The 13,683-nt window shown below is 54.9% G+C and carries 12 protein-coding genes; 5 read left to right on the top strand and 7 right to left on the bottom strand.

All coding sequences use genetic code 11. The features are described 5' to 3' along the window. Positions 1 to 310 precede the first annotated feature (310 nt). From WHR59_RS21985 to WHR59_RS21995, 3 genes are read left to right on the top strand one after another with little or no spacing between them, the layout of a single operon-like run. The gene (locus tag WHR59_RS21985; RefSeq protein ID WP_043018105.1) at positions 311 to 994 is read left to right on the top strand and encodes a D-lyxose/D-mannose family sugar isomerase; all 684 of its coding nucleotides are present in this window, start codon (positions 311 to 313) and stop codon (positions 992 to 994) included. A gap of 14 nt (positions 995 to 1,008) precedes the next feature. Continuing rightward, complete coding sequence (locus WHR59_RS21990; RefSeq protein WP_075145344.1) at positions 1,009 to 1,869, top strand: ketose 1,6-bisphosphate aldolase; 861 nt, start codon at positions 1,009 to 1,011, stop codon at positions 1,867 to 1,869. Continuing rightward, positions 1,866 to 2,870 carry a PfkB family carbohydrate kinase gene (locus tag WHR59_RS21995; protein ID WP_200001597.1) on the top strand — a complete coding sequence of 335 codons (1,005 nt, stop codon included), beginning with the start codon at positions 1,866 to 1,868 and terminating at the stop codon, positions 2,868 to 2,870. Before WHR59_RS21990 ends, WHR59_RS21995 begins: the two co-directional genes overlap by 4 nt. 54 nt (positions 2,871 to 2,924) lie before the next feature. On the opposite strand, the gene WHR59_RS22000 is transcribed toward WHR59_RS21995, so the two are convergent. Continuing rightward, a complete protein-coding gene (locus tag WHR59_RS22000; protein WP_199995164.1) occupies positions 2,925 to 3,656 on the bottom strand; it encodes a response regulator in 732 nt (243 codons plus the stop codon). 288 nt (positions 3,657 to 3,944) lie between these two features. On the opposite strand from WHR59_RS22000, the gene fdhF reads away from it, so the two are divergent. Both fdhF and yjcO read left to right on the top strand, forming a co-directional pair. Then, positions 3,945 to 6,092: a formate dehydrogenase subunit alpha gene (fdhF, locus tag WHR59_RS22005; protein ID WP_080625853.1), complete on the top strand. Its 2,148-nt coding sequence runs from the start codon at positions 3,945 to 3,947 to the stop codon at positions 6,090 to 6,092. A 103-nt stretch (positions 6,093 to 6,195) separates the two neighbouring features. Then, on the top strand, positions 6,196 to 6,885 hold the full coding sequence (gene yjcO, locus WHR59_RS22010; RefSeq protein ID WP_043018100.1) for a Sel1 family TPR-like repeat protein YjcO: 690 nt from the start codon (positions 6,196 to 6,198) through the stop codon (positions 6,883 to 6,885). A 104-nt stretch (positions 6,886 to 6,989) separates the two neighbouring features. Here the strand turns inward: yjcO and gltP are convergent, their stop codons facing one another. The 6 genes from gltP to nrfB form a co-directional block, all read right to left on the bottom strand. Continuing rightward, positions 6,990 to 8,300: a glutamate/aspartate:proton symporter GltP gene (gltP, locus tag WHR59_RS22015; RefSeq protein ID WP_080625854.1), complete on the bottom strand. Its 1,311-nt coding sequence runs from the start codon at positions 8,298 to 8,300 to the stop codon at positions 6,990 to 6,992. Between the two features lie 344 nt (positions 8,301 to 8,644). Next, positions 8,645 to 9,265 (bottom strand): heme lyase NrfEFG subunit NrfG, encoded by a 621-nt coding sequence (gene nrfG / locus WHR59_RS22020; protein ID WP_193145843.1) that lies wholly within the window; start codon positions 9,263 to 9,265, stop codon positions 8,645 to 8,647. Then, on the bottom strand, positions 9,262 to 11,475 hold the full coding sequence (gene nrfF, locus WHR59_RS22025) for a heme lyase NrfEFG subunit NrfF (protein WP_200008382.1): 2,214 nt from the start codon (positions 11,473 to 11,475) through the stop codon (positions 9,262 to 9,264). The genes nrfG and nrfF overlap by 4 nt, the downstream gene beginning before the upstream one ends. Before the next feature lie 8 nt (positions 11,476 to 11,483). Next, the gene (nrfD, locus tag WHR59_RS22030) at positions 11,484 to 12,440 is read right to left on the bottom strand and encodes a cytochrome c nitrite reductase subunit NrfD (RefSeq protein WP_047406963.1); all 957 of its coding nucleotides are present in this window, start codon (positions 12,438 to 12,440) and stop codon (positions 11,484 to 11,486) included. Next, positions 12,437 to 13,108, bottom strand: coding sequence for a cytochrome c nitrite reductase Fe-S protein (gene nrfC / locus WHR59_RS22035; protein WP_043018096.1), 672 nt, complete (start codon positions 13,106 to 13,108; stop codon positions 12,437 to 12,439). Before nrfC ends, nrfD begins: the two co-directional genes overlap by 4 nt. Further along, positions 13,105 to 13,671, bottom strand: a complete 567-nt coding sequence (gene nrfB, locus WHR59_RS22040; RefSeq protein ID WP_043018095.1) for a cytochrome c nitrite reductase pentaheme subunit — start codon at positions 13,669 to 13,671, stop codon at positions 13,105 to 13,107. The genes nrfC and nrfB overlap by 4 nt, the downstream gene beginning before the upstream one ends. Positions 13,672 to 13,683 lie beyond the last annotated feature (12 nt).

Here is a 13,683-nt window from a genome sequence, read left to right on the forward strand (position 1 = left end):
TCATCGTAAGGCAACAATCCAATAATCACATCCAAATGGTTCCAAAAACTGAGGCGCGACTAAAAAACCAAGTATTAAGGCAATGATTTTTAATAACATTTATAAAAACAGCCTTTTTATTTATTATTTTATTGAATAAATCACATCCTTCCATAAAAAACACAATAAAATATAACTATTCCCTATTCTGCTGTGAGGGGAGAGGTAACTGAATTATGCCCATGTGTTCACCAGGAAAGATTTTGGTTTTCTCCCTCTCCCCTTGAGAGAGGGCCGCATAAAGGTCATCTTATCAGCCACAGGAGAATCAATGAAACGCTCCGCAATAAACGAGATCCTTGGCCACACGCGCCAGTTTTTCTCTCAGCACGACGTGCATCTCCCCCCTTTTGCCAGTTTCCCTCCGACCCAATGGCACAAGCTTGATGCCTCTGCCTGGGGCGAAGTGTTCGACCTAAAGCTCGGTTGGGATGTCACCGCGTTTGGCGGCAACAATTTCGCCGCGCAAGGGTTAACGCTGTTCACTCTGCGTAACGGCTCGCCGAAAGGTATGCCTTATGAAAAATGCTACGCCGAGAAAATCATGCATGTTCGCGATGCACAGGTCACGCCGATGCATTTTCACTGGCGCAAGCGCGAAGACATTATCAATCGCGGCGGCGGCAATTTAATAGTGGAACTGTGGAATGCGGGGATCCGGGAGCAAACGGAGCAGACCGACGTAAGCGTGGTGATTGACGGCTGTCGGCAAACCCATGCGGCAGGCAGTCAGTTGCGCCTGACGCCGGGTGAAAGCATCTGCCTGCCGCCGGGCCTGTATCACAGCTTCTGGGCGGAAAAAGGTTTTGGCGACGTGCTGGTCGGCGAGGTTTCGTCTGTTAATGACGACGACCACGATAACCACTTTCTGCAACCGATCGCCCGCTATAACGACATTGAAGAAGACGAACCTGCGCAGCTGGTGCTGTGTAACGAATATCGCCTGTTCCGCTAACCAAGGAGCGCATTATGCCGTTGATATCTCTCGCTGATGGCCTTGCCCATGCCCGTGAGCATCGCTATGCCTTAGGGGCGTTTAACGTTCTGGACTCCCACTTCCTGCGCGCGCTGTTTGCCGCGGCAAAGCAGGAACGTTCGCCGTTTATCATCAATATCGCCGAAGTACATTTTAAATATATCTCGCTGGATTCTCTGGTCGAAGCGGTCAAATTCGAAGCCGCGCGGCATGACATTCCGGTGGTATTGAACCTTGACCACGGCCTGCACTTTGAGTCGGTGGTTCGGGCACTACGCTTAGGGTTCAGTTCAGTGATGTTCGATGGCTCCACGCTGGAGTATGAAGAAAATGTCCGCCAGACCCGCGAAGTGGTAAAGATGTGCCATGCCGTCGGCGTGTCGGTGGAAGCCGAACTGGGCGCGGTGGGCGGTGATGAAGGCGGCGCGCTGTACGGTCATGCCGACGAGTCGTTATTTACCGACCCGATGATGGCGCGTGATTTCGTCGACAGAACCGGGATTGACGCACTGGCGGTCGCCATTGGCAATGCGCACGGAAAATATAAAGGCGAACCGGTGCTCGACTTCCCGCGTCTGGACGCTATTCGCCAGCAGGCGGCAATCCCGCTGGTACTGCACGGCGGTTCCGGCATCAGCGACGACGATTTCAAGCGCGCGATTGAACTCGGCATTCATAAAATCAACTTCTATACCGGCATGTCGCAGGCGGCGCTGTCGGCAGTAGAGACGCGGATGGCGAATCGTCAGCCGCTGTACGACGAATTCGCCGAACTGCTACTCGGTATTGAAGAAGCCATTACCGATACCGTTTCAGAACAGATGCGCATTTTTGGCAGCGCGGGACGGGTCTGATGGAACGCAAAGGCGTTATCGCTGCAGGCAACATGCTGGTCGATCATGTACATCAAATTGTGCAGTGGCCGGAACGCGGCTGGCTGGCGGAAATCACCCGTAGCGAACGCGCCACGGGCGGTGCGCCGCTCAACGTGCTACTGACGCTGGCGAAAATGCACGCCGGACTGCCGCTACAGGCGGTGGGGTTAATCGGTCAGGACAGCGACGGCGACTACATCATGGCGATGCTGGAGCAGTATCACGTTAATCGCCAACACGTGCAGCGCACAACATTCGCCCCCACGTCGATGTCGCAGGTAATGACCGATCCCAGCGGTCAGCGCACCTTTTTCCACTCGCCTGGCGCCAACCGACTGCTGGATCTGCCCGCTTTTGAGCAACTGGATACCTCGATGAAAATCTTCCATCTGGGGTATCTGCTGCTGCTCGACAGTCTGGACATGCCGGATGAGGAGTACGGGACGCGTAGCGCCCGGCTGCTGGCACAAATGCGTGACAATGGCTTTGAAACGTCGCTGGATCTGGTCTCACGCAAGGGTGACCCGCGTTACCAGCCGCTGGTGATGCCAGCGTTACGCCATCTCGACTATCTGGTGATTAACGAACTGGAAGCCGGGGAGTTCAGCGGGCTGGAGATCCGCCAGCCCAACGGCGAACTGCATATTGCACACATCGCCACCGCTGCGCGCGAGCTGTTGAATGCAGGCGTACGCCAGCGGGTGGTTATTCACTGTCCGGAAGGTGCCTGGGGTGAAGCGCCGGACCTGCCGGGCGTCTGGATCCCGTCACACTATCTGGCGCAGGAGGAGATCGTTGGCAGCGTTGGGGCGGGAGATGCGTTTTGCGCCGGATTTTTGTATGGCTGCCATGAGTGCTGGTCGCTGACGGACAGCGTCAGGCTGGCGCACGCCTGCGCGCGGGCCAGTTTGCTGTGCGCCAACGCGATAGACGGCGCGAAAACGCTGGCAGAGTTAGAAGCCGGGATGGCTGATGCCTGATGCGCTTATCAGGCCTACGGGGTCGTTATCACTTTTGTAGGCCGGATAAGGCGTTTACGCCGCCTTATCGTGATGCTGCACGTCGGCGGCAAACACATAACCCAGCCCGCGCAGGGTTTTGATCAACATTGGCTGGTGCGGGTTGATCTCTATTTTTCGCCGCAGCCGCATGATTAACACATCAATGGTGCGGTCAAACACCTCGACGCTGTCGCTGCGCGTCAGTTCCAGCAGTTGTTCCCGACTCAGCACCCGGCGGGCGTTTTGGGCCAGCGCCACCAGCAGGCTGTATTCCCCCTGCGTTAACTCCACCTTCAATTGCTGGGGATTATGTAGCTGGCAACCGGCAGTATCGAGATGCCAGCCGTTAAAAGAAAGCCCCGAAGTTTGCGGGCCGCCGCTCTCTGCCATTAACACGCCGACGCGTCTGAGCACCGCCTTTACCCGTGCCACCAGCACCCTCGCATTGAACGGTTTACCGATGTAGTCGTCAGCGCCCATCTCCAGCCCGACAACCACATCCGACTCGCTGCCAAGCCCCGTCAGCATCACCACCGGTAATCCGGGTCTCATCTTTTGCACCTGCTGCAGCACCATCAGACCGTTAATATCAGGCAACATCATGTCCAGCAATACCAGAGCGATTTCCGGCTGAGTCTCAATGCAGCGCAGCGCCTCCTGCCCGGTGTGACAAGCGGTCACCGCAAAGACGTGTTCGCTTAGCACATCCTGTAAAAGTGTGCAGACAGCGATGTCATCATCCACAACCAGTATGGCTGGCTTCATTGTTTTTCCCCATTTCTGGCCAACTTAAATGAGTGTGATTGATTCTGCACAGAGTGACAGCGATAAGGCACAAGGATGTGTGGGAAACATAACCTCGGTCACACTGCCGGGCCGTCACGTATTGGAGATTCGTCACGTCAAATATGACGACAGCCTGTTTTTCGTCAGGGTTTTGCGCAAAATTCGCCCGTAATATCAACTAATGCCCCTGATAAAAACATGGCATAAAAGATGCATAACTAAAGCGACAAGCGCGTATGCGCGATTTGATTAACTGGAGCGAGACCGATGAAAAAAGTCGTCACGGTTTGCCCATATTGCGCATCAGGTTGCAAAATCAACCTGGTGGTCGATAACGGCAAAATCGTCCGGGCTGAAGCGGCGCAGGGGAAAACCAACCAGGGTACCCTGTGTCTGAAGGGCTACTATGGCTGGGATTTTATCAACGATACCCAGATCCTGACCCCTCGTCTGAAAACCCCAATGATCCGTCGCCAGCGTGGCGGCAAACTGGAATCTGTTTCCTGGGATGAAGCGCTTGATTACGTCGCCACTCGTCTGAGCGCCATCAAAGCGAAGTATGGCCCGGACGCTATTCAGACGACCGGTTCATCTCGCGGTACGGGTAACGAAACCAACTATGTAATGCAAAAATTCGCGCGCGCCGTTATTGGTACCAATAACGTTGACTGCTGCGCTCGCGTCTGACACGGCCCATCGGTTGCAGGTCTGCACCAATCGGTCGGTAACGGCGCAATGAGTAATGCTATCAATGAAATTGATAACACAGATTTAGTGTTCATCTTCGGGTATAACCCGGCGGATTCCCACCCGATCGTGGCGAATCACGTGATTAATGCTAAACGTAACGGGGCGAAAATCATCGTCTGCGATCCGCGCAAAATTGAAACCGCGCGTATTGCCGACATGCACATCGCGTTGAAAAACGGCTCGAACATCGCGCTGCTTAACGCCATGGGTCATGTCATCATCGAAGAAAAACTGTACGACCAGGCGTTCGTCGCCTCCCGTACAGAAGGATTCGAAGAGTACAGCAAGATTGTCGAAGGCTACACGCCGGAGTCCGTCGAAGATATCACTGGCGTTAGCGCGCAGGATATTCGTCAGGCTGCACGTATGTATGCCACGGCAAAAAGCGCGGCCATCCTGTGGGGCATGGGTGTTACCCAGTTCTATCAGGGCGTGGAAACCGTGCGTTCACTGACCAGCCTCGCAATGCTGACCGGTAACCTCGGTAAGCCAAGCGTGGGCGTTAACCCGGTTCGTGGCCAGAACAACGTTCAGGGCGCATGCGACATGGGCGCGCTGCCGGATACCTATCCGGGCTATCAGTACGTTAAGTTCCCGGAAAACCGCGAGAAATTCGCTAAAGCCTGGGGCGTGGAAAGTCTGCCTGCGCATACCGGTTATCGCATCAGCGAACTGCCGCACCGTGCGGCGCATGGCGAAGTACGCGCGGCGTACATTATGGGTGAAGATCCATTACAGACCGATGCTGAACTCTCCGCAGTGCGCAAAGGCTTTGAGGATCTGGAACTGGTCATCGTGCAGGATATCTTCATGACCAAAACTGCCGCTGCCGCAGACGTTATTTTACCGTCTACGTCATGGGGCGAGCATGAAGGTGTCTTCTCTGCGGCTGACCGTGGCTTCCAGCGCTTCTTTAAAGCCGTTGAGCCGAAGTGGGATCTGAAAACGGACTGGCAGATTATCAGTGAAATCGCCACCCGTATGGGCTACCCGATGCACTACAACAACACCCAGGAAATCTGGGATGAGTTGCGTCATCTGTGCCCGGATTTCTACGGTGCAACTTACGAGAAAATGGGCGAACTGGGTTATATCCAGTGGCCTTGTCGCGATACCTCAGAAGCCGATCAGGGTACGTCTTATCTTTTCAAAGAGAAGTTCGACACCCCGAACGGACTGGCGCAGTTCTTCACCTGCGACTGGGTAGCGCCAATCGACAAACTCACTGAGGAGTACCCGATGGTGCTGTCTACAGTGCGTGAAGTCGGCCACTACTCTTGCCGTTCGATGACCGGTAACTGTGCGGCGCTGGCCGCGCTGGCGGATGAACCGGGCTATGCCCAGATCAACACCGCCGACGCAGAACGCCTGGGCATCCAGGATGAAGAACTGGTATGGGTTAACTCGCGTAAAGGCCGGGTCATTACCCGTGCGGCAGTCAGCGATCGTCCAAACAAAGGCGCGATTTACATGACCTACCAGTGGTGGATTGGCGCATGTAATGAGCTGGTAACCGAGAACTTAAGCCCGATTACCAAAACGCCGGAGTATAAGTACTGTGCCGTTAACGTTGAACGCATTGCCGATCAGCGCGCTGCCGAGCAGTATGTCATTGATGAGTACACTAAGCTGAAAGCCAGCCTGCGCGAAAGCGCGATGGGTTAGTCCGTTTACGTACCTGTTCTGCAACAGCCTCCGCCCGGAGGCTGTTTTTTTATCCATACGATCTCTTTATACTGTTCATTCCGTACCCTAAATAAAACTCAAAATGAAACAACTCATTGCATTGATGTTCTTTATGACATTCTTTGCCCATGCCAGTGATACTGAGCCAGGAAGCCAGTACTTACAGGCCGCTGAGGCAGGGGACCGTCGCGCACAGTACTTTCTTGCCGATAGCTGGTTCAGTTCAGGCGATTTGAGCAAAGCCGAGTATTGGGCGCAAAAAGCCGCCGACAACGGCGATGCCGACGCCTGCGCGCTACTGGCGCAAATCAAAATTACGAATCCGGTCAGTCTGGATTACCCCCAGGCCAAAACGCTGGCGGAAAAGGCAGCCAAAGCGGGCAGTAAAGCGGGAGAACTGACCCTGGCGCGGATTCTGGTCAACACCCAGGCAGGACACACAGATTATCCTAAAGCTATTACCTTGCTGCAAAACGCCTCCGAAGACCTGGAAAATGATTCCGCCGTCGACGCGCAAATGCTGCTCGGACTGATTTACGCCAACGGCGTGGGTATTCCCGCAGATGATGAGAAAGCGACGTGGTATTTCAAGCGTAGCTCAGCCATTTCCCGCACCGGTTATTCCGAGTACTGGGCCGGAATGATGTTCTTAAACGGTGAACAGGGTTTTATCGTGAAGAATAAACAGAAGGCGTTGCACTGGCTGAATCTGAGCTGTATAGAAGGGTTCGATACCGGCTGCGAAGAGTTTGATAAGTTAACAAACGGGTAATGGTTTGCATTGCCGGATGAACGTAGTCGCTGTAGGCCTGATAAGCGTAGCGCCATCAGGCAACCCGGAGCAGGTTGCCGGATGGCGGCGTTGCCTTATCCGGCCTACAAGGCAGTCTTATCAAATTTACCCAGCATCTCGCGCTCGTAGGCCAGCGCTTTTTTGCGGTCAAATTTGTGTTCCCACTTGGCGATAACCAGCACCGCCAGCGCGTTACCCACTACGTTCAGCGCGGTACGCGCCATATCGAGGATACGGTCAACACCGGCGATAAACGCCAGTCCTTCCAGCGGGATCCCCACGCTGCCAAGCGTAGCCAGCAGCACCACGAATGATACGCCCGGCACGCCCGCAATCCCTTTTGAGGTCACCATCAGCGTCAGCACCAGCACGATTTCCTGCCACAGCGACAGGTCGATACCGTACAACTGCGCGATAAAGATAGCGGCGATACTCTGGTACAACGTTGAACCATCAAGGTTGAATGAGTAGCCGGTCGGCACCACAAAGCTGGTGATTGAAGCCGGTGCGCCATAGGCTTCCATCTTCTCGATAATACGCGGCAGTACGCTCTCGGAGCTGGCGGTAGAGTAAGCCAGAATCAGCTCATCTTTCAGAATGCGGATCAGGATCCAGATGCTCAAACCGCAGATACGCGCGACAATCCCCAGCACCACCAGCGCGAAGAACAGGATGGCGAAATGCACCAACAGCACCAGCTTCGCCAGCGGCCACAGGGAGGCAAAACCGAAGTTCGCGACGGTAACGGCAATCAGCGCAAAAACGCCGACTGGCGCGTAGCGCATCACCATGTGCGTCACTTTAAACATGGTTTCGGAGATAGAGCGGAACACGGTAACCAGCGGCTCGCGGTGAGTTGCCGGCAGGGACGACAGACCTAAACCGAATAGCACTGAGAAGAAGATAATCGGCAGCATATCGCCTTTTGCCATCGACGCGACGATGTTGGTCGGCACCAGTGACAAAATCGTGCCCATCAGGCCATGCGCGTGGCTCTGTACTTCTGCGGTGGTGCTTTGATATTTCGAAATATCCACGGTCGCCAGTTGCGACATATCAATCCCGGAACCCGGCTGGAACACATTGGCCAGCGTGATCCCAAGGATAATCGCCACGGTGGTGATCACTTCGAAATAGAGAATTGTTTTGGCGCCAATGCGGCCCAGCTGTTTGGCATCACCAACCCCGGCGATACCGACAACCAGCGTAGAGATGACAATCGGCACAACGATCATTTTGATCAGATGGATAAAGATATCGCCCGCCGGTGACAGCAGGTTCACAACCAGCCATTCACGGCTGTCGCTATGGTAATGCAGGTAACTCCCTAGCAGAATGCCCAGCACCATGGCGATTAGAATCTGCCATGCCAGGCTGACTTTCAAATTTTTCATAACAACGGACTTCCTCGATGGAGCGCTATTCCACATGCGGTGTGTGGGAATAGTACATACTGAAAGGGTATGAATTGTGTTGCGTTCGTTTATGGAGTTTTTTAACGCTTATTATCATTATCATCTGCATGGCATTCCGCGCAACCCTCTAAGAACAGGGCCTTTGGCTGAATTTATGCATAAAAATGCGATTTTATCGCGGTAACAATGAATAACTTTTTGTTATAAAAGAATTTTAATATGTTCAAAAATGAAGAAGTCATGGCATGATTTTTTTTTGCTCAATTGTTCGTTTGCCTATTTTTTAAACAGACAAAATGATACAAATCACAAAAAAAACAAATTTATTTTTGCCGATTCTGCAACAACTTCGCCATATTAATAGAGTCAATGAGCTGCGCCCGGTTCACCCTCGGCGAGTTTAAATCCATAACTTTTTGCCACACTGATATAGCCTGGGCGTATTCTGCCTGCATAAACGCATCTGAAGCTAACAGCATCAAGGCGGTGACCTCTGCCGGGTCCAACGCCAGGGCCTTATCAATCATCTCGCGAGTGGGCGGCGTCATATGTTGTCCGGCCTGGTAGTACAATACCGTTGCCATCGCTGAATAGATCTCAGCATTTTCACCACCTACACGCAGCGCCTGCTCATAGGCCAGCAGTGCATTATGGTACGCGTTTTGCCAAAGATAGTACTCCCCAAGTTGCGCCCATTTCACACCGTCCTGTGGATTGGCGCGAATTTGCGATTGCAGCAAAAGCAGCTGTTTTTCCTGAAGGTTCTCATCGGAGAACGCATGTAAAGGGTCCGCCAGCCGCACCTGCTCCTGACGAACCGCCTGCCATTTTGGCGTCGACAGGTAACCTCCTATGCAGACCGCAACCATCAGCACCGCTACAGCAGTCAGCCGCTTCACAGGCATTGGGCGTAACGGCGCAGTGGAGTGTTCGCCCTGGTTCATTGCTCCCCCTCCTCTACGCGCTGACGACTTCTCACCCGCCAGACCACCACGCCCACCAGTAATAACAGCAGGCACGGCAGCGCCCACAGCAGCAGCGTTTGCTCATTCAACGGCGGGTTGTAGCGCACGAAATCACCGTAACGGTCGGTCATCCACGTCGTTATCTCGGCTTCACTTTTCCCTTCCGCCACCATGCTATAAACCTGATGGCGCATACTGACCGCTACCGGCGCATTGGATTCCAGCAAGTTTTGGTTTTGACACTGTGGACAGCGCAGTTGGCTGGCAATAGACAGCGCTTTTTCCTGCTGTTGCGGGTTGGCAAACGTCCATGTGTCCACCACCTGGGCATGGGTGGCAAAAGGCAGAAAAATCAGTAAAGCCACAAGTAACATCGTTTTGCCGGATGGCGGCGTGAACGCCTTATCCGGCCTACCCTGCTTTTCACTCGTAGGCCTGATAAGCGCAGCGCCATCAGGCAATAACTCAGGGTGCTTCCTCCCTCGCCATGCACTCAGCAGCGCGCCAAAGACCATTAACAGTCCCCCGCCCCAAATCCAGCGCACGCCGGTCTGCACGTACAAGCGCATGGCATAACGGTCCACTCCGGTTTTTTCGCCGATTACCGCGTACCAGTCATGCATCAGGTTCCAGCTGATCCCCGGTTCCATCATCTGTTGACGACGCGCGGCATAGAAGCGTCTTTCTGGCTGCAGGGTGCCAATGCGTTTCTCATCCTGCCACAGCGTGATCTGCGCTTTTTCACTGGTGTAGTTACCTTTTGCTTCCAGGTCGAGACGCTCAAAACGAAAAGTGTATCCCGCCAGTTCCACCTGCTGCCCCGGGCTCAGATTCAGGCTTATCTCCTGACGACTGCCGCTGGAGAAAACGATCCCCGCAGCAAACACCAGCACCCCGGCATGCGCCAGCAGCGCCGGAAGTTGACAACGCACAGACACTTTGCGGCTTCTGATCGTTGCCAGCACGATAACCAGCAGCATCAGCAGGCCAAAAGGCAGCGTGGCGCGGTTAAAGTACGGCGCGCCCACGGAGAGCCGCCCCCAGCCAAACAACCCGTAAATCATCGGATAGAGGGTGCCAATCAGCACAATCAGCAGCACCGCGCAAAAAAGTAATAACGCGACCAGAATCAGCATCTCGCGCGACCAGCCGCCAAAACGCCCACTCTGGCGGACTTGCTGGCCTCGCCAGGCGTACAGCCCAAGCGACGCCAGGCTCAATACGGTAAACAGCGCAAACAGCGGCGCGGCGCGAACGTTATCCAGCGCGAAAGCATGCACCGAAACGAGAATGCCAGAGCGCACAATCAGCGTCCCGAGCAGCGATAAAATCAGCGTGACGATCGCCAGCAACAGCGACCAATGGCGGAAGATCCCCCGCTGGCGCGTGATGTACAGGCTATGCAGCAGCGCGCTGGCGGAAAGCCAGGGTAATAAGGAGGCATTTTCTACCGGGTCCCAGAACCACCAGCCGCCCCAGCCCAGCTCGCAGTAGGCCCACCAGGAGCCGAGGATAATCCCCAGCGTTAGCGCGCACCAGCCGGGCAGCGCCCAGCGCCAGCACACCCAGGCGCTCTGCGCATTAAAGTCACCACGTAGCAGCGAGGCTAGCGCCACGCCTGCCGCCACCATTAAACCACCGTAACCCAGGTACAGCAGCGGCGGATGGAGGATTAACCCGAGATGTTGCAGCATCGGATTAAGGTCGCGCCCTTCGATGGCCGGCGGGAAGATGCGCACAAACGGATCGGACCATACCACCACAAACAGCAGCAGCAAGGCCGTAATCATTGAGAGGACGCTGAGCGTCAGCGGAAACAGCGCGTCGGAATCACGCCGATAGCGAAAAGCAAACAGCGCGCTCCAGCCGGAAAGAAACAGCACCCACAGCAGCAGCGATCCTTCATGACCGCCCCACACCGCCGCCAGTTTTAATCCCCACGGCAGCAGGCTGTAGCTGTGCTGAGCAACGTAGACCACCGAAAAGTCGCTGGTCAAAAAGCAGAATACCAGAATGGCAAAAGCCAGCAGCAGCAGCGCAAATTGCGCCCATACTCCCACGCTTGCCAGACGCATCACCCCTTGCCAGCGCTGGCGGACACCCACCAACACGGCAAGCGGGGTCAACACATTGACCCCGAGGCTTAATAACAACGCCAGAAAACCGGCTTCAGGAAGGAGAACGTCCAGATATCACCTTACGCAACGGTTAGCTGACCCGCATAGAGTATAAAAAAGCGCAGCAGCAGTACGCCGGTCAGGCTGGCGCCGCACACTGCCAGCACGCCATGAAACGTCGAACTGCGGTTGGCCCAGGGTTTTAGCAGCATCGGCAGTATCAGCCCAAGCCCAGCTACGCCAAGCCAGAACCACCAGGTCCAGAATCCGCCGCCCAATGCCGCCGCCAGCGCGCGCATTTTACCGTCATCGCCCAGCGCCAGACCAACAAAGAACGCCGCCAGCAGGAAGATCTCCAGCCATACCACCGGAACCTCCATGCGATGCACAAAGTGCGCTTCAGTGCTGTGGGGATTGCTACGATGGCGTAACGCCATAGCGATCAGCGCCACCGCCGCGCCGGAGGAGATCCCGGAGAACAGGAACAGCACCGGCAGGATCGGGTTATTCAGGAACGGGTAGGATTTCAGTGCCGACAGCAGGAACCCGGTATACGCCCCGAGCAGGACCGCCAGCACCAGCATTAACGTCTCCAGCGCGCGATGAAATGGCGTTATCAACGTCAACACTTTCTGCACGATCCCTAACCGCGGCAGCCAGCGCTGTTGCAGGGCAATCACCTCTTTTTCAAAGATTTTTGCCAACCACAACACTAATACCACCATGTACAACTGGAACAGCATAACCCCCATCGACATCACCGAAGTGAAGCTGTAATGGAACATCAGTTTCCAGAAGGTCCATGGACGCGTCAGGTGGAACACCAGAATTAACAGACCGAAGATTATCGCCCCCGGCCCTAACACCAGCGTAGTGCGCAGCAGCGTGCTGTCCGAACCGCCCGCCTCCGGATGGAAACGACGTAGCAGAATCGCCAGCGTGACCAGTCCGGCAGAGATGCCAATCAGGAACAGATAGATGGCAATGGGCCAGTCCCACACCAGTGATTCAAAATGAAATGCAGAAGCGGATGTCATTGGCTCACCTCCCCAAATTTAAAGGGAACGCGGTAGACCTTCGGTTTTGTACCCAACGCCAGCTTGTAACGGTAGGTGGTTTTCTGCTGCAACAAACGGGAGATATCGCTGTTGGGATCGTCCAGATTACCAAACGTCAGCGCTTTCGTCGGACATGACTCAACGCAGGCGGGCTGTTTGCCCGCTTTCAGGTTGGTTTTCCGGCAGAAATCGCATTTATCCGCCGTTTTGCTCACCGGATGGATAAAGCGCACGCGATAAGGACACGCGGCGATGCAGTACTGACAGCCAACACAAAGGTCCGGGTTCACATCCACAATACCGTTGGCGGCATCGCGATACGATGCCCCCGTCGGGCAGACGTCAACGCAGGGAGCGTGGTCGCAATGCTGGCATGAGTGGCGAAAGAAGCGATACTTCACATCAGGAAACGTTCCCTGCGGCTCACTGCGAATAATCGTCAGACGCGATACGCCTTCCGGCACGTTGTTGACTTCCCGACAGGCATCCATGCAGGCCGTACAACCGATGCATAATGACTCATCATGTACCATACCGTAACGCACGCCGTTGATGTTCAGCGTCTGCGCCACAACGCGTCCCGCCGTCCCGCTCACTGCCACCAGCGCGCCGACGCCGGTGATAAACTGGCGACGAGAGCAACTCATGGATGCTCCTTAAGCAACGGAACCGACGCCGGGTTAAAGTTCGGATTGTTACGCTGATCGCTGTGGCAATCGACGCAAATTTTGATCCGTCCTTTATCACTTAGCGTCTGCATCGTGTCTTGCTTCGGATGCAGTGAGTGACAGCTGGCGCACGCCACTTTGGTTACGTGGACATCGTGCGGCCAGAACGCTTTTTGCAACTGCTCAGGCAGGTGACAAGACATACAGACGCTGTTCTGCTGTTCCACGTTGTACATCGGCTCATTGAAGCGCATCACATCCTTCACCCCCTCACGGTGGTTTGGTGACGGCTGGCCGTGACAGTTGGTACAGGTGACCGGCAGTTTGTTATTCGGGTTGATGACTTCCGCATGCTTACCATGCATGCCCTCGGTATCCGGCTTGTGACAGTCCAGACAAGCGGCATCCGGATTACGCTGTTGGGTAACCGTCCAGCGTTGATCCGACTCCTGCGGCGTTGGCGTGGCAGTGATTCCACTCAGGCTCCATAACAAGCCTGACGCCAGCACCCCAGCAGTTAATAACGAACGTAATACGCTCATATTCACTCCGTT

This window comes from Citrobacter europaeus, from assembly GCF_037482245.1.
Taxonomy (GTDB): Bacteria; Pseudomonadota; Gammaproteobacteria; order Enterobacterales; family Enterobacteriaceae; genus Citrobacter; species Citrobacter europaeus.